The sequence below is a fragment of the Kitasatospora sp. NPDC036993 genome (assembly GCF_055607525.1).
This window is the reverse complement of sequence record NZ_JBVJRP010000001.1, coordinates 655,196-670,306: the sequence shown is the minus strand read 5'-3', so window position 1 is coordinate 670,306 and position 15,111 is coordinate 655,196. Positions and strand designations below refer to the sequence as shown.

The 15,111-nt window shown below is 70.8% G+C and carries 17 protein-coding genes and 1 pseudogene; 13 read left to right on the top strand and 5 right to left on the bottom strand.

Annotated features, from left to right (window positions below):
- Window positions 1–8 precede the first annotated feature (8 nt).
- Together ACZ7C5_RS03270 and ACZ7C5_RS03265 are read left to right on the top strand one after the other, a co-directional pair.
- The gene (locus tag ACZ7C5_RS03270; RefSeq protein ID WP_470321855.1) at window positions 9–791 is read left to right on the top strand and encodes an NRDE family protein; all 783 of its coding nucleotides are present in this window, start codon (window positions 9–11) and stop codon (window positions 789–791) included.
- Window positions 792–883: 92 nt separating this feature from the next.
- A complete protein-coding gene (locus tag ACZ7C5_RS03265; RefSeq protein WP_401088965.1) occupies window positions 884–1,099 on the top strand; it encodes a hypothetical protein in 216 nt (71 codons plus the stop codon).
- Between the two features lie 63 nt (window positions 1,100–1,162).
- Here the strand turns inward: ACZ7C5_RS03265 and ACZ7C5_RS03260 are convergent, their stop codons facing one another.
- Together ACZ7C5_RS03260 and ACZ7C5_RS03255 are read right to left on the bottom strand one after the other, a co-directional pair.
- Window positions 1,163–1,864 (bottom strand): alpha/beta fold hydrolase, encoded by a 702-nt coding sequence (locus ACZ7C5_RS03260; protein WP_470321854.1) that lies wholly within the window; start codon window positions 1,862–1,864, stop codon window positions 1,163–1,165.
- A gap of 130 nt (window positions 1,865–1,994) precedes the next feature.
- Complete coding sequence (locus tag ACZ7C5_RS03255) at window positions 1,995–2,921, bottom strand: sigma-70 family RNA polymerase sigma factor (protein ID WP_401088970.1); 927 nt, start codon at window positions 2,919–2,921, stop codon at window positions 1,995–1,997.
- A gap of 143 nt (window positions 2,922–3,064) precedes the next feature.
- On the opposite strand from ACZ7C5_RS03255, the gene pdxR reads away from it, so the two are divergent.
- Entirely contained in the window at window positions 3,065–4,504 is a 1,440-nt protein-coding gene (gene pdxR, locus ACZ7C5_RS03250) for a MocR-like pyridoxine biosynthesis transcription factor PdxR (protein ID WP_470321853.1), read from the top strand.
- Window positions 4,505–4,603: 99 nt separating this feature from the next.
- Here pdxR and ACZ7C5_RS03245 read toward each other — a convergent pair whose 3' ends face one another.
- The 3 genes and pseudogenes from ACZ7C5_RS03245 to ACZ7C5_RS03235 all read right to left on the bottom strand — a co-directional run.
- Window positions 4,604–4,780 (bottom strand): DUF6126 family protein, encoded by a 177-nt coding sequence (locus ACZ7C5_RS03245; protein WP_223245213.1) that lies wholly within the window; start codon window positions 4,778–4,780, stop codon window positions 4,604–4,606.
- Between the two features lie 32 nt (window positions 4,781–4,812).
- Window positions 4,813–5,448 carry a helix-turn-helix domain-containing protein gene (locus ACZ7C5_RS03240; RefSeq protein WP_188300254.1) on the bottom strand — a complete coding sequence of 212 codons (636 nt, stop codon included), beginning with the start codon at window positions 5,446–5,448 and terminating at the stop codon, window positions 4,813–4,815.
- Window positions 5,449–5,536: 88 nt separating this feature from the next.
- Window positions 5,537–6,556, bottom strand: a pseudogene (locus ACZ7C5_RS03235) (thiamine pyrophosphate-dependent enzyme); the annotation flags it as partial.
- Between the two features lie 36 nt (window positions 6,557–6,592).
- Between ACZ7C5_RS03235 and ACZ7C5_RS03230 the strand changes: the two are divergent.
- The 10 genes from ACZ7C5_RS03230 to ACZ7C5_RS03185 all read left to right on the top strand — a co-directional run bounded on the left by ACZ7C5_RS03230 (window position 6,593) and on the right by ACZ7C5_RS03185 (window position 15,107).
- Window positions 6,593–8,173 carry a recombinase family protein gene (locus tag ACZ7C5_RS03230; RefSeq protein ID WP_400657175.1) on the top strand — a complete coding sequence of 527 codons (1,581 nt, stop codon included), beginning with the start codon at window positions 6,593–6,595 and terminating at the stop codon, window positions 8,171–8,173.
- 1,254 nt (window positions 8,174–9,427) lie between these two features.
- Window positions 9,428–9,805, top strand: coding sequence for a hypothetical protein (locus ACZ7C5_RS03225; protein ID WP_470321852.1), 378 nt, complete (start codon window positions 9,428–9,430; stop codon window positions 9,803–9,805).
- 149 nt (window positions 9,806–9,954) lie between these two features.
- On the top strand, window positions 9,955–10,539 hold the full coding sequence (locus ACZ7C5_RS03220; RefSeq protein WP_470321851.1) for a hypothetical protein: 585 nt from the start codon (window positions 9,955–9,957) through the stop codon (window positions 10,537–10,539).
- Window positions 10,532–11,287, top strand: a complete 756-nt coding sequence (locus ACZ7C5_RS03215; RefSeq protein WP_470321850.1) for a hypothetical protein — start codon at window positions 10,532–10,534, stop codon at window positions 11,285–11,287. Before ACZ7C5_RS03220 ends, ACZ7C5_RS03215 begins: the two co-directional genes overlap by 8 nt.
- A 669-nt stretch (window positions 11,288–11,956) precedes the next feature.
- Window positions 11,957–12,181, top strand: coding sequence for an FDXHR family putative zinc-binding protein (locus ACZ7C5_RS03210; protein ID WP_470321849.1), 225 nt, complete (start codon window positions 11,957–11,959; stop codon window positions 12,179–12,181).
- 139 nt (window positions 12,182–12,320) lie between these two features.
- Window positions 12,321–12,584 (top strand): hypothetical protein, encoded by a 264-nt coding sequence (locus ACZ7C5_RS03205; RefSeq protein ID WP_400657183.1) that lies wholly within the window; start codon window positions 12,321–12,323, stop codon window positions 12,582–12,584.
- On the top strand, window positions 12,565–13,083 hold the full coding sequence (locus ACZ7C5_RS03200; protein ID WP_400657185.1) for a DUF6879 family protein: 519 nt from the start codon (window positions 12,565–12,567) through the stop codon (window positions 13,081–13,083). Before ACZ7C5_RS03205 ends, ACZ7C5_RS03200 begins: the two co-directional genes overlap by 20 nt.
- Window positions 13,084–13,089: 6 nt before the next feature.
- The gene (locus ACZ7C5_RS03195) at window positions 13,090–13,938 is read left to right on the top strand and encodes a helix-turn-helix domain-containing protein (protein ID WP_400657187.1); all 849 of its coding nucleotides are present in this window, start codon (window positions 13,090–13,092) and stop codon (window positions 13,936–13,938) included.
- Between the two features lie 95 nt (window positions 13,939–14,033).
- Window positions 14,034–14,234, top strand: coding sequence for a hypothetical protein (locus tag ACZ7C5_RS03190; RefSeq protein WP_400657190.1), 201 nt, complete (start codon window positions 14,034–14,036; stop codon window positions 14,232–14,234).
- A 720-nt stretch (window positions 14,235–14,954) separates the two neighbouring features.
- Window positions 14,955–15,107, top strand: a complete 153-nt coding sequence (locus ACZ7C5_RS03185) for a hypothetical protein (RefSeq protein WP_355253943.1) — start codon at window positions 14,955–14,957, stop codon at window positions 15,105–15,107.
- Window positions 15,108–15,111: the final 4 nt, after the last annotated feature.

Below are 15,111 nucleotides of genomic sequence, written 5' to 3'. Positions count from 1 at the left end.
AGCGGGTCGTGTGTACGGCGTTCGTCAGCATCGAGCCGGCAGCGGCGGTGCCGGTCCTGCTGCTGTCCGTCCGGGACGAGTACCTGGGCCGTGCCTGGCTGCCGCCGGACCACCACTGGCCGGACCTGCCCGGGCTGCTCGGCGGACTGGACCTCGCGGCCGGCGGCACCTGGCTGGCCGTCGACCCCGCCCGGCGCACCGCCGCCTGCCTGCTGAACGGCTTCGGCCCGGCCGCCCCCGCCGACGCCCGGCGCACCCGCGGCCGGCTGCCGCTCACCGCCGTCCGGGAGGGCGGGGTCGGCCGGCTCGACCTCACCCCGTACGACCCGTTCCACCTCGTCCTGGTCCGGGCCGACGGAGCCCGGGTGTCCAGCTGGGACGGCGGGCGGCTGGAGGAGCGCGAACTGCCGTCCGGCCTGAGCGTGGTGCTCAACGACGGGCTGGAGGGCCTGGCCGCCGGCCGGACCACCTCGGAGCGGATCCGCGCGCTGATGGCCGCGCGCGCCGCCCACTTCCGGGCCCGGCTGGCCGCCGAACCCCGGCCCGAGCCGACCGGCGCGGGCCCGGCCGCGGCGGCCTGGGGCGGCTGGCTGCCGATCGTCGCCGGGAACGGGCTGGCGCCGGACGCGGACGCCGCGCTGATCCAGCGGCGGGACTTCGGCGACGGGCGGATCTGGGGCTCCTCGTCGATCTCGCTGCTCGCGCTCGGCCCCGGCCTGCTGCGGTACGACTTCGCGGCCGCACCGGTGGCCGCGGACGGAACGGGGTGGCGGCGGGTCGCGGTGGACTGACCGGGGCCGCGTCGGCGGCGGGCGGAAAGGGCTTGAACCTGACGCTGCGGGAGGCGGCATCGTGGCCCGGGTCGAGCCCGAAGGAGATCCCCGTGAACCGCCCCGACCACCCGCGGCGCCCCCGCCGCCTGCTCGCCGTCCTGACCGTCGCCCTGCCCCTGGCGGGCACCCCGGCCGCGGTGACCGCCGTGATGCCGCTCGGCGACGCGGCGCACCGGGCCGTCCCGTCCGCCACCGTGCCGGCCGCCGTGGCGGCGGCGCTGATCGGCCGCTTCGCCCCCGGTGTCCTCCGGCCGTACGGCCGGTGAGGATCCGCGCGGCGGACCCCGGCTTCCGTCCGGGCCGGCCCCGGCCTGCCGTCCGGGCGGGTCTCAGACCTCCGTCCGGGCCGACTCGGCCAGCACCCGGGCGAGTTCGGCCGGCCGGGAGAACATCGGCCAGTGCCCGGTGTCCAGCTCCACCAGCCGCCAGTGGCCGTCCGCGACCAGCCGGGCGACCAGCGGCGGCGGCTCCGGCCAGTCCAGCAGGCACTTCACGTACACCGCCGGGAGCGCGCTCAACGGGCCTTCCAGGACGGCCGGTTCGGTCAGCGAGGGGCCCGGGTGCGGGGTCGCGCCCGCGGTGATCCTGGTGATCTGCTCGACGGTCAGCCCCTGCCCGGCGAACTCGGCCGGCGGCAGCGGCGGCCACCAGCCCCCGTGCGCGGCGAGGTCCGCCCGCAGCCCGTCCGGCTCCGGTATCTGGTCGGCGAAGGACTCCCCCGCCACCGGCACGTTGGCGTCCACCAGGACCAGCCGGGCCAGCCGGTCGCCGATCCGTTCCGCGGCCTGGCCCACCGGGATGCCCGAGTAGCTGTGCCCGACCAGCACCACCTCGCGCAGGTCCAGCCGCTCCACCTCGGCGACGACGTCCGCCACGTGCGCCCGCTGCCCGGCGGGCGCGCCGCTCTTCTCCGCGAGCCCGGAGAGCGTCAGCGGATACGCCCCGTGCCCGGCCGCGCACAGTTCCGCCACGACCTCGTCCCACGCCCGGGCACCGAGCCACGCGCCCGCCACCAGTACAAAGTTCGCCATGGGCGGCACGGTAGCGCGCGGGTCCCCGGACGGCCCCGGAAGCGACGGGAAACAACACGTGGAGGAAGCGTGACGGACCCGGCGGGCCGGCCGGCGGGGTGCCGGCCGGCCCGCGGGCACCGCCGGACGGTCAGGCCGTGAGGCCCAGGGCGGCCAGGCGGACCGGGTCGGTGAGGATGTCCATCGCGGTGATCCGGCCGCCGTGGATGGTGAACGACATGACCGACAGCGGGCGGCCCCCGGCGAAGGAGACCACCCCGGGCGAGCCGTTGACCAGGACCAGCCGGCCGCCGGCGGCGAAGCGGGCGAAGGCGATCGCCTGCGAGGCGACGTCGGCCGCGCCGCGGCGCAGCACGCCCGGCACCAGCGCGCCGCCGTCGGAGCGGGCCACCACCCCGGGGTCGAGCACGGCCAGCAGGGCGTCGAAGTCGCCGCCCCTGGAGGCGGTCAGGAAGGCCTCCACCACCTCGCGCTTGCGGGCGTTGTCGGAGTCCGCTGCCGGGGTGGCGCCCTGGACCCGGCGGCGGGCGCGGCTGGCCAGCTGCCGGGTGGCGGCGGAGGTGCGGCCGAGCACCTCGGCGATCCCGTCGAAGGGCACCTCGAACAGGTCGTGCAGCACGAAGGCGACCCGCTCCGCCGGGGAGAGCGTCTCCAGGACCACCATCAGCGCGATCCCGACCGAGTCGGCGACCAGGATCTCGTGCACCGGGTCCAGCGCCGACAGCCCGCTGACCACCGGGTCGGGCAGCCGCACCTGCCCGTCCTGCTCGGGCAGCGGATCCTCCCGGCGGGAGGCGCGGGAGCGCAGCTGGTCCAGGCAGACCCGGCTGACGACGGTGGTGAGCCAGGCCCCGAGGTTGCGCACCCCGCCCACGTCGCCGCGGCTCAGCCTCAGCCAGGCCTCCTGGACGGCGTCCTCGGCCTCGGCGATCGATCCGAGCATCCGGTAGGCCACCGCGCGCAGTTGGGGGCGCTCGGCCTCGAACCGCCCGGCGAGTTCGGCCGGTTCGGCCGGTTCGGCCGGTTCCGGGTCGTTCCGGGGAATGTCCTCGCTCACCCTGTCACATCCTCGCGTCGGGATCCGTCGGTCCGATGACGGACGCTAACCGACGGGGAGGACACCGTGGCCACCGCCCTCACCGCCCGCACGCGGACCCCGGCGGGCCGTCCGTCCCCGCCCCACCGGGCGAGAATGGGACCGTGAGCACCTCCTGGACCGCCTTCGGCGGCGACCTGCACCTGGACCTCACCGAGCGGCGGGCCGCCGGCGCCGGGCTGCGGGCCGCCCTGGAGGACGCGCTGCGCGAGGCCGTCCAGGACGGGCGGCTCGCCCCCGGCACCCGGCTGCCGTCCTCCCGGGCGCTCGGCGAGGACCTCGGGGTCGCCCGCAACACCGTGGTCGAGGCGTACGGCCAGCTCACCGCCGAGGGCTGGCTCAGCTCCCGGCAGGGCTCCGGCACCACCGTCGCCCGGCGGGCCGCGCCGGAGCCGGTCCGGGGCAGGCGGCCCGCCGCCCGGCCCGCGCCACGGCGGTCGACCGCCCCGTACGACCTGACGTCCGGCCGGCCCGACCTCTCCCTCTTCCCCCGCACCGCCTGGCTCGCCGCCGCCCGCCGCGCCCTCGCCACCGCACCGCACGAGGCCCTGGACTACGGCAGCCCGCTCGGCCGGATCGAACTGCGGCAGGCCCTCACCCACTACCTGGCCCGGGTCCGCGGCGTCCGCACCGACCCCGACCACCTGCTCGTCTGCACCGGCGTCACCCAGGGCCTCGGCCTGCTCTGCGCCGCCCTGCGGGACCGCGGCGCCCGGTCGCTCGCCGTCGAGGAGTACGGGCTGCCGCCGCAGCACGCGGTCGTCCGGGCCGCCGGGCTCGCCACCGTGCCGGTCCCGCTGGACGCGGACGGCGTCCTGGTCGACCGGCTCGACCGGCTCGACCCCAGGGCCGGCGCCCTGCTGCTCACCCCGGCCCACCAGTACCCCACCGGCGCGGCGCTGGCCGCCGAGCGGCGGGCGGCGGCGGTGCGGTGGGCGCGCGAGCAGGACCGGTACGTCATCGAGGACGACTACGACGGCGAGTTCCGCTACGACCGGCAGCCGCTCGGCGCGATGCAGGCCCTGGACCCGGAACGGGTGGTGTACGCCGGGACGGCCGCCAAGAGCCTCGCCCCCGGCCTGCGGCTGGCCTGGCTGGCCCTGCCGGACGCGCTGGTCGAGCCGGTCGCCCGGCTGAAGGCACTGGCCGACACGATGTCCCCGGTGCTGGACCAGCTGACGCTGGCGGAGCTGATCACCTCCGGCACGTACGACCGCCACGTGCGGCGCTGCCGCCTGCACTACCGGCGCCGCCGCGACCGGCTGGTCGCCGCGCTCGCCGAACACGCCCCGCACGTCCGGGTCACCGGCATCGCGGCCGGCCTGCACGTCGTGCTCCGACTGCCACCCGGCTCCACCCCCGAGCCCGAACTCCTCGCCCGCGCCGAGCACTTCGGCCTCTCCCTCAAGGGCCTCGCCTGGCACCGCGCCGCGCCGGCTCCCGCCGACGCCCCGCCCGCCCTGGTCATCGGCTACTCCACCCCGCCGGACCACGCCTTCCCGGCGGCGGTGCGGGCGCTCTGCGAGCTGCTGCGCACGGCGTGAGGGGGCGAACGGGGGAGCCGCGGGGAGCCCGGCGGGAACGGCAGCGGTCCGCCCGCCTCCCTCGGGGGCGGGGGCGGGCGGACGGTCCTGGGGCGCGGACTACTTGTTGCGGCTGCCGAGTTCGAACAGGAGGATGATGAAGCCGGCGAAGGCGTGACCTCCGACGGTGTAGATCAGCAGGCGGAGGTAGATCCGCTTGTTGGCCCACTTCCCGGCGTCCATGGTCTTCGGGCCGGCGGGAGTGTCGGGGGCGATGGTGGTGGTGGGATCGGCCATGGTGATCTCCTCCAGGGTGTTCTGACGGCGGGTCAGTGGACGGCGGTCGGGCCGCCGCCGAGGCAGAGTTCGCCGCCGGGGCTCTGCAGCAGGGTGTGGACGAAGAGCAGTTCGACGCCGCTGTCCGACTCCGCGGCGATGCAGTGCGGGGTGAGCGAGTCGTAGTGCGCGGAGTCGCCCACCCCGAGGTGGTGGACCCGGTCACCGAGGGTGACCCGGAGCGCGCCCTTCAGGACGTACAGCCACTCCTCGCCCGGGTGGACCCGGACCACCGTGTCCTGCACGCCCGGCGGGACGTGCACCCGCAGGGCCTGCATCGCGCGGCCGGGGGCCCCCGCCCTGCGGTAGCCCCAGCCGCCGGCCCGGCCCGGCTCGATGGCACCGCCGCGGACGACCGGGTCCGGCTCGGCCATGGTCTCGCCGAGGAGTCCGGAGACCGAGGTCCCGTACGCGCGGGCGAGGCCGAGCAGGACGGGCAGCGAGGGCTGCCGGCGGCCGGTCTCCAGCCGGGACAGATAGGCTGGGGAGAGCCCGACCCGGCCGGCGGCCACCTCCAGCGTGAGACGGCTGCTGAGCCGGTGCTCACGGAGACGGGCGGCGAGGCCGGCGACCTCCTGGTCGTCGAGTTGTTCGCCCGTGGTGGCGGCACCGGTGGAGCTGCTGGTCATGTGTCCAGTGGACACCCGGCGTGCCACATGGGCAAGAATTTTGCCTCAGAGGCAATGCCTCCGACGTCCTTGCTCACGGCACCCCCGCTCAGGGCCGCGGGATGTTCCGCAGGTTGCTCCTGGCCAGGTCGATCATGCGCCCGACGCCGCCCGAGAGCACCGTCCTGCCCGCCGCCAGCGCGAAGCCCTTCAGCTGGGCGGCGGTGATGTGCGGCGGGATGGACAGCGCGTTCGGGTCGGTGACCACGTCCACCAGGGCGGGGCCTGGCCGCTCCAGCGCCTCCGCCAGCACCTCCCCGACCCTGGCGGGATCGGTCACCCGCTTGGCCTGGATGCCCATCGCCCGGGCGATCCCGGCGTAGTCCACGTCCCCGTTGTCGATCTCGGACTCCGGGTAGCCGGAGACCAGCATCTCCAGCTTGATCATGCCGAGCGCACCGTTGTTGAAGACCACCGTCTTCACCGGCAGCCGGTGCCTGGCCACCGTGAGCAGCTCGCCGAGCAGCATGCCGATCCCGCCGTCGCCCGCCATCGCGACCACCTGCCGTCCCGGGCAGGCCAGCTGGGCGCCGATCGCGTGCGGGAGGGCATTGGCCATCGAGCCGTGCAGGAAGGAGCCGATCACCCGGCGGCGGCCGTTGGGCCGGAGGTAGCGGGCGGCCCAGACGTTGTTCATGCCGGTGTCCACGGTGAACACCGCGTCCTCGGCGGCCACCTCGTCCAGCACCGAGGCGACGTACTCGGGGTGGATCGGCAGGTGCTTCTCGATGTCCCTGGTGTACGCGCCGACCACGTCCTCCAGCGCCCGGCAGTGCTTGCGCAGCATCCCGTCCAGGAAGGCGCGGTCGCTCCTGGCGTCCAGCAGCGGCAGCACGGCCCGCAGGGTCGCGGCCACGTCGCCGTGGACGGCCAGGTCGAGCGCGGTGCGGCGGCCGAGCCTGGTGGCGTCGTGGTCGACCTGGACGGTGTGCGCCTGCGGCAGGAAGGAGTCGTACGGGAAGTCGGTGCCGAGCAGCACCACCAGGTCGGCGGAGTGCAGCGCCTCGTGGCACGCCCCGTAGCCGAGCAGCCCGCTCATCCCGACGTCGTACGGGTTGTCGTACCGGACTAAGGTGCGTACGTACGAGAGAGGCAAGAGCACAGAGTGATACCTGCACAAAGGGGACCGCGCGTCCTCGGCGCTACCCGACTCAGCCGGTACCGGGACAACAGCACTTCCCCTGAGCGTCAGGAGGCAGCGGTAGAGCGCGTGGCCGCCGACATTGGCGGACACGTCGTCGGGTGGGCCCGCGACATGGATGTGTCGGCCTCAAAGGTCCCGCCGCACGAGCGGCCGGAGCTGGGCGAGTGGATGCGTCGCCCCGACGAGTTCGACGTAATCGCCTGGTGGCGTCTGGACCGGGCCGTCCGCAAGATGGCGGACATGGCCCAGCTTGGCCAGTGGGCCAAGGACCACAAGAAGCGGCTCATCTTCGCCGAGGGGCCCGGGAGCGCCCGGCTTGAGCTGGACTTCGGCTCCCCCATGTCCGAGCTGATCATGATGGTGCTCGCCTTCGCTGCCCAGATGGAGGCGGAGGCCATCAAGGAGCGCACGACCGGGGCATCCGAGTTCCTGCGCTCGGTCGGCCGCTGGTCCGGCGGGCCGGTCCCCTTCCACGCGAGGCCGGTTCCTCACCCGACCGAGGATGAGGGATGGTGGCTTGGCCTCAACGATGAATCGGATGACCCAATGTGGAACACCGCAGAAATCGGCGACCACATGGTGGATATGGCACTCAACGACAAGAGCCGCCACGCGATATCCGACTGGGTGAACAAGAATCACCCGGCCGTAACTCCGGCAAACCACCGGCGCAGGCTTGCCGGGCGAGAAATCGACCCCGATGCGCGCTGGAACCCCGGAATGGTCACCGACTATCTCAGGAACCAGCATCTCACCGGCCGGTTCACGCACAATGGCAAGGTCGTGCGAGATGAGAATGGCGAATACGTGGTCAGGGGCGACGCCCTGATTCCGATCGAAGCTTTCAACCGACTGCAAAACAAGCTCGACGAGACTGCCGGAACGGCCCCGGAGAGGCGATCCGACGCACACCCGCTCCTGGGAATTCTTCATTGCGGAGTCTGCGGCGGACGACTTTACCAAGGCTGGCTTTCGCCAGGCCCGAACCGCAAAGAGCCAAAGCGCCAATACCGCTGCGCGGCAAGGGCACACGGCAAGTCATGCCGAAAGCCTGCATATGTGATCGCCGACGCCGTGGATCGCTACGCGGAGGACCAGTTCCTTACAGCATTCGGAGAAAAGGAGGTGTTCCAGATCATTGCAATACCCGGACAGGACCACAACGCCGAAATCGAGGAACTGACAGCAGACGTGGAGGAGCTGTCGGCTCAACTGGTCGGATTGCGCGGCACCGCCGCTGCGGCAGTCGCACGGCAGCTTCAGGCCCGGTCCGACAGGCTTGACAGGCTTTCCGCTGCACCTGTCATCCCGCCGAGGACGGAGGTCATCGCCACCGGCGAGACCTACGCGAAGCTGTGGCGCAGCGAGGACACGGAAGGCAAGCGGGACCTCCTCCGGCAGGTCGGAGTACGAATAGAGGTTGGAGAGACGACCCGAGGAAGCCGGGACGTGACTCGCCGCCTGTCGTTCGACATCGGGGTGTTCACGGACCCCGAAGCAGCGGCACTTGCAGCCGTTGAGCGAGAGGAACAGCTCGCGTAACACTCTCTAGCCCCGTCCGGCCCCTGTGGGTCGGGCGGGGCTTTCGCATGCCCGGTCCTCGGCACAGAAGCAGGACGAGAGAAGCCGCATTTCTGTCCTGGAAGTGACGAAGTGACGAAGTGACGAGTATCTGGCATCCACCCTAAGAAGAAATCCGCCCTTACTCTTACGCGCCGATGCGAACCGTGCCTCACTCCGTCACTTCGTCACGCCTCCCGCAGGACGCGCCGAACCTACGTGCCTTGCAGGGCGGTACCCGCGTGAGGGCTGGATCCCCCGCCGCAACCCCGGCCGGGGGCACTCTGCCCGCCCGCAGGGCCGTGACAGCCGATCAGCCGCTGTGAGGCCCGCCACAGGGCGGTTTGTAGGACCCCGCCAGGCCGGCGAGCAGGCTGGGGCCTGTCCTTGCTCGGCTGCCGCTTGGTACGCGCTGTGGGGGTCCTACAGGCGCCGTGCGTCGGCCGCCAGCGCGAGCGACCCGATCCCTTAACCACTCCCCATAAATACCCATGACAGCGGAGGTAGGCCGCAGGGTGGTCCCGTTAGGAAAGAAGGTAAGTGTTGTACCTACTTCTGTATCTATCTATAGGAGTACTCACATATAGCTCTGTAGGGGTATTGGGGAAACCTGTATCACCACCACGCTACTTTCCCAACACCACTTCGGGAGGCCGCTCCTGCTGACCATCGGAATCGCCTGCGGCCGGTGTGGCAGGACCCTGGCGGGCCGACAGCGCGCCGTCTGCTCGAACGCCTGCCGTCAGGCACTCAAGCGGGCCGAGAAGCGGACCACCGCCGATCTCATGGGGCGTCCCTGTGATGCCTGCGGCGACGCTTCCGACTACGCCAACGGCCACGGGGCGTGGTGTGAGGCACATACAGCCAGGGCCCGACACGAGGACGCCGAAGCAGCACGCTGGGACGCCATGTGCGCCCTGGAAGGCTGCGAGAACAGCGCCGGATGGGACGGCATGGGCCGGGCCCGCAAGTACTGCTCGAACGCCCACAGCCAGAAGGCGTACCGGCTGCGTAAGGCCGCTGCCGCTGCTGCCGTTATGGCTCCCCGGTTGACTCTGACGCCAGGGAGCGGACGGGAGGGCGTTACCCGCTCCGAGTAACCACAGGTGCCGGGGTGGTGGGACACCCCGACGCCTCGGCTTCCCCTGGCCCTAACTGAATAGCCGTTGATTCCGCCCTGCTCCGCCGATCTCCGGCAGCGCAGGGCTTTTGCATGCAGAAAACCAAAGGACCCAAATGTTTGATCGCAGGGAATTTGTGAGCTCGGTCATGGCGAAGGTTGTGGCAGAGAATGAATCGGAGGAAGGTCGTCCCGCCAAGGTCGATTCTCCGGACGTGACCTCACCGGAGATCACCGCAATGCGCGAGAAGGTGGCGAAGTCGTCCGGCCTTTCTCTGGCGCTGGCTGGCCGGCTGAGCGGAACTACTGAGGCTGAGATTAAGGCGGATGCCGATCGCCTCATGGAGGCAATTCGGTCTATGCCCGCGAACCTGCGCACTCAGCCGAAGTCCATTCTGCCGACTGGTGGAGCTGTCGACCAGCCGCCGCACCACCTGGACATTGACCCGATAAAGCTTGCGGCCAACATCATGGCCCGCCGACTGGGGAGCTGAATATCAATGACCGAAACTAGTGGAATCCCCGAAATCTCGGACCCGTCCATTCGCGCGCTCAACCCGGAGGGCTCGAAGGGAAACGGTCAATTCGGCTGGCACTTCTGGTGCGACCCGGCCGACACCGACGACACGGCGGAGGGCTGTGAATGACTGAGTACCGAAATGCCAACTTCCTGCCCGCCATGGAGGCGACGGCGAGCGTCCTCACCTTCTCGGCAGAGGGCCGCCCCTCGCTGGCTTTCCGGCCGGTGATCGGCTGGCTTTCGGACCCCGTGCTCACGTACGCCGAGAAGACAGGCGGACACTCGATCCCGTACGCCATTCCGCTCGTTCTCACCGCTAGCGGTGTGGCGCACGGAATGTCCCCGGCGGAAGTTTCCCCGAAGGAAACCGGGGGCGGAATCCGCGTGCCGGCCGATGAATTCCTATTGGGCGTATCGCCGACCCGGGCCGAGGCCCAGCAGGTGTACGGCGCCGTCCTGGATTCAATCGAGCGCCTGTTGGTCGACATCGCCGAGCAGCAGGCAGCCGCCGAGGCCGAGGCCCGAGAAGCTGCCGAAAGTGCGGCACGCGCCGAGCATGAAGCCGCTAAGCATGCTGCCGACATAGCTGCCGCAAAGGTTGCACAGCGAGCCGACGTGATCAGCGGCGCCGATGCGCTAATTGCCGAGAACCGCGAATTCATCGCATCGCATTCCGTCACCACGCCTGAGGAGAACACCCATGCCTGAGAATCTGACGTCGGAGCAGCAGCGCGCGAAGCGCCTTGAAATGCTCCGCACCCATGCCGAGAGGGCCATCCCGTATTACGTTGACCTGGTGACCCCGGATTCCGTGCGGGCCGCCCTCGCGGAGCTGGAGAGCACTCGGGAGCGCCGGGACGCCGTGGACGACCTGGTGGGCGCGCTTCGCATGGAGCTGGCAGGCCTGGATGAGAAGGACGCCAGGGCCGCCAAGGACGCGCTCCGCGACGGCAAGCCGATCCCCAAGGCCACGAACCGGGGGCCGCTGGAGAACAAGCTTGCCGAGGCCGAGCGTCAGCAGATGCCGCTGTACGAACTGGCAGCCGAAGCGGCCCACGCGGTGAAGGCCGCAGCCATCGCAGTCCGCGCGGACTGGCGACAGGCCATCTGCGAGGAAGTCGAGAAGACCCGCACCGAAGCGCTGGCTACGACCGCCCGGCTTACCGCTCTCATGGATCAACTCAGCAACTACGCAACGGCAGTTGAGATCATGGACGGCGACCTTGCCCAGCCGTGGGGGGCGAACGAGCGACAGTGGCGGATCATGGCCCCGCGCGGCGGAATCCCGTGGGATACCGACCGGCGAGCGCTGGACCGGATCGCCTCGGACCGGCTGGAGTACTCGACCACCTATCCCGGCGGTCTGCCCGGCCGACTGAGCCCCGACGCCGATCCGGCGGAGGAGCACAACCCGCTGGCCATTCCGTCGGCCCCGTTCGGCTCCCGAGGATGGTGACCGGGGGCCAGGCGTGGGAAGGCAGCGACCGGCGGGCACGCCTGCCGCGCAACTGGGCCACTCTCCGCCGCAGCGTCATGCAGCGCGCTGGCTGGCAGTGCGAATGGATGCGGGCGGACACGGGCCAGCGCTGCCCCGAGGTGGCGTCCGACTGTGACCACGTGGTCCCCGGCGACGACCACAGCCCGAGCAACCTGCAAGCGCTGTGCGGCTACCACCACGGGGTGAAGTCGGGCCGTGACGGTGGCCTGGCCGCTGCTGCCGGTCGGAAGCCCGGCGGCCGGTACTCACGGCTGCGCAAGCCACCCGAGCACCCTGGTTACGTTGCGTAGCACCTCAGGGTGGGGGAGGACTCCCCTCCCCCTCTCTCAGGGATCGGTGCCGATAGCAGGAATCGGCCTCTCTACGGGTCTGGGAGTTCCGGCCGGGCCCGCGTGTCACCCGCTGTGACCTGGCCAAGCGCCTGATTCGCTGCCCGGCTCACCCGCGCGTGCACAGCGCGGGTGCACCTGCGCGCCCGCCCGCGCACATGTGAGGGCGGCCGAGCCCAGGAAGCCCCACAGAGCCGCCACCCGGGGCCTTGGTCGGCCCGACAGCCGGCCGGGGCCCAACGGGTCCACCGGACCGACCACGGGCCGCCAAGTACCCACTGTGGCAACAAGACTGGAGATGCCCATCCGAACACCCTTCGTTCATCCGCCATGCGGCCGAGAGTGGTCCGGCCAGCGCGCCGAGCACTGCCCGGCCTGTCACGAGACCTTCGCCAGCACCCGAGCGGGAGACGCCCACCGAACCGGCCCGCACGACGCCCGCAGGTGCCTGCCACCGGCCACGGCTGGACTCTGGCAGGACGCCCGGGGCCTCTGGCACCGGAAGCCCTATCGGGACCGCTGAGCAGGCCCTTGCCTCCGTTCTGCCCTCGCTGGGCAGGACGGGGGCTTTCGTCGTTTGCCATGACGCCCTCTTGCGCTGATCGGCTGACGGGTCGATAGTCGTGCAACTGAGTGCAATCGACTCGACACAGGGAGAGGTCATGAGGTTGCGTTTCCTGGGGATCATTCCGAACACCCCCGTTGACGACTCGCCGACGATCTGGCTGGACGAGGACACGGGGGATCTGTTGATCCAGTCCTACAAGGCCACGGAAGACGAGGTGAAGGCGTGCCAGCAGATCGGGTCAATCCCCGGTCACAGCACCGACGTTCCGGCTCACGAGACGATCATTCGGCTCCCGGCCGTGATGCTGGAGTACATCCCGCGACCGGAGGGCGTCAACGGTGAAGTACCCCGTACGTGAGGGCCTGGCTGGGGCCCAGCGCTCCGCCGTGCACCTTGAGATGCGCGACAGCTACACGCCGGATGATCCGGAGTTCGCTCGCTGGCGCGCTGGCCATCGGTACAGCAACGATGCGGCCAACCTGCCTGATTGGTGGGCTACTTGGGCCGAGCTGGTGGCCGAGACAACTCGACGCGGTGTGGTCATGAGGCGGGCCCGAATCGTCTCGGAGCCTGTGACGGACTACATCCGGTATGAGCATGACCTCACGTTCGCCAACGTCGCAGCGGGTGAGCAGGTCCGTTGGTTGCCCCGGCGGAAAGCTGCGGACATCGCGCTGCCGGGAACGGACCTGTGGATGTTCGACGGGTCGGCCGTGCTGTTTACCTACTTTTCCGGGGACGGGGAAGTAGTGGACCGGGAATGGCGCACCGAACCGGCCGTCGTGGAGCTGGTCAAGTCCGCCTTTGAGACCGTGTGGGAGCGGGCTACCCCGCACGAGGAATACAAGCTGGCCTGACCCACCATGTCCGTTTCTGGATCGTCTCACGTCCAAGCCGCCCGGCAAGTCCTTGCAGATCGCCTCCGGGAGATGTGCAAGGACGCCGGGTTGGACGGCAAGCAACTGGCGGTGCTGTGCGGCTGGCACCCGTCCAAGGTGTCCCGGATCTCCACCGGCAAGACCTCCCCGTCCGCCGATGATCTCCGTGTGTGGTGCAGTGCGTGCGGCAGGGAGGATGAGACGGCGGACCTGGTTGCCTCCCTGCGGGCCGTGGAAGGCATGTGGGTCGAATGGCGCCGCATGGAGCGTGCAGGGCTGAGAAGGGCGCAGCAGGCCGTTCTGCCCCTGTTCGAACGAACCCATTGGTTCCGGGCCTACTCGTCATGGCTCGTACCTGGACTCCTCCAAACACACGGCTACACCGAGGACGTGTTGCGGGCCGTCCAGCAGAGGCGCGTAACAGTCGACGATGTGGCCGATGCCGTGGCCGTGCGGATGGAACGGCAACGCGTGCTCCGCGAGGGGCAACGGCGTTTCGCGTTCCTGCTTGAGGAGTCCGTACTTCGCAACGGACTTGGTAACGCTGATACCCAGGCCGAACAGCTTGAACGGCTGATCACGGTGAGCACGCTTCCCAATGTCAGCGTCGGGATCGTCCCCGCCCGGCTGCACCGCACACGGATGCCAGTCGAAGGCTTCTGGATCTTCGATATGGCTCAGGTGAACGTCGAGCTTGTGTCTGGGCATCTGACGTTGACGCAGCCCAGCGAGGTGGCGATGTATGCCGACACCTTCGCCACGCTGTCGGACATGGCGGCCTACGGCTTGAAGGCACGTGCGCTGATCACTGCTGCCATTGGTGCTCTCGGGTGATGGCGTGCAATCTCGTAGAATTTTGTGGCTCCCAACTTGTCTGACTTCCTAGCGTGTTGCCCATCGGTTCCAGCGACGCCGAGGGAGTGGCCCGCATGGCGGTGAGCACCAACACCCGCAAGATCAAGACCCGCGAGGAATACAGGGCGGAGCAGCGGAAGCGCGCCCCCGCCGGGGATGCGCTGGCCGACTACGACCCGGCATACGCCGCCAAGGCCATGGGGCGGGGCATCCCGAAGGACTGGCCCCTGTGCACCTGCGGTGCGGACACCTGCCCCGACAGGGGGATCGCGTGACGCTGCCCACGATCCCCACCCTGGCGGTAGGTGCGCCGGAGAACCCCTGTCTTGAATGCGCCTACTTCGATGGGGTCGACGCGCAGTACCCGGCTGACACGAATCCCACCATTGCGCGGCACCTGGTTCGGTGGCGGCAGAGGCACGCCGACGACGGCGAGTGCACGAACCCGGTGGTGGTCCCGGATGAGTGACCACCAGGACGACCGCCAGACGGCCACGCAGGACCCCTCAGGGGACGCTGAGCCCGTGGACCCGTTCGAGTGGCTGAGGACCCACCCATGGCCCCGTAAGCGGCCCGCCGGGCCCCGGCCGGTCCTCACCCCCGAGGAACACGCCGGGGTCCCCCTGTCGGCCGAGGACAGGCGTCGGCGCGCCGAGTTGCTGGCGCGGGTCCGCGAAGCCAACCACCCGAGGCACTGACGCCCCGGCCCACCCATACCCCCGCCCCGGCCGTCGTCCCTGGCAGGCAGCCGACCGGAGCGGGTTCCGCAACACCGAACGGCCCGGACGCCAAACGGCGACCCGGTACCGCCTCGCTGTGAGGAGACACCAGTATGCGCAACACGCCGACCGAGCGCCCGCCCGGCCCGATGCCGCCGGACACCCCGGTGACCCCGGCCGCCGGCTGAAACCCCCGAGGGGACGGCTCCGCCCCGACTCGCGGACGGAGCCGCCCCCTTGGGTCTCACCAGGACTCACCCACAGGAGGGAACGCACATGGGAAAGCACGGTGGAGGATCGGGCGGGGACGGCCCCGGCAAGGCCGGTGGTGGTAGCGGCGGCGGGCACTCCGGCAAGCCCGACACCGCGCCGCACGACGGCCAGCGGGATGCGCCGCCCACCAACCTGCCCAAGCCGTCCAAGCCGTAGGGGG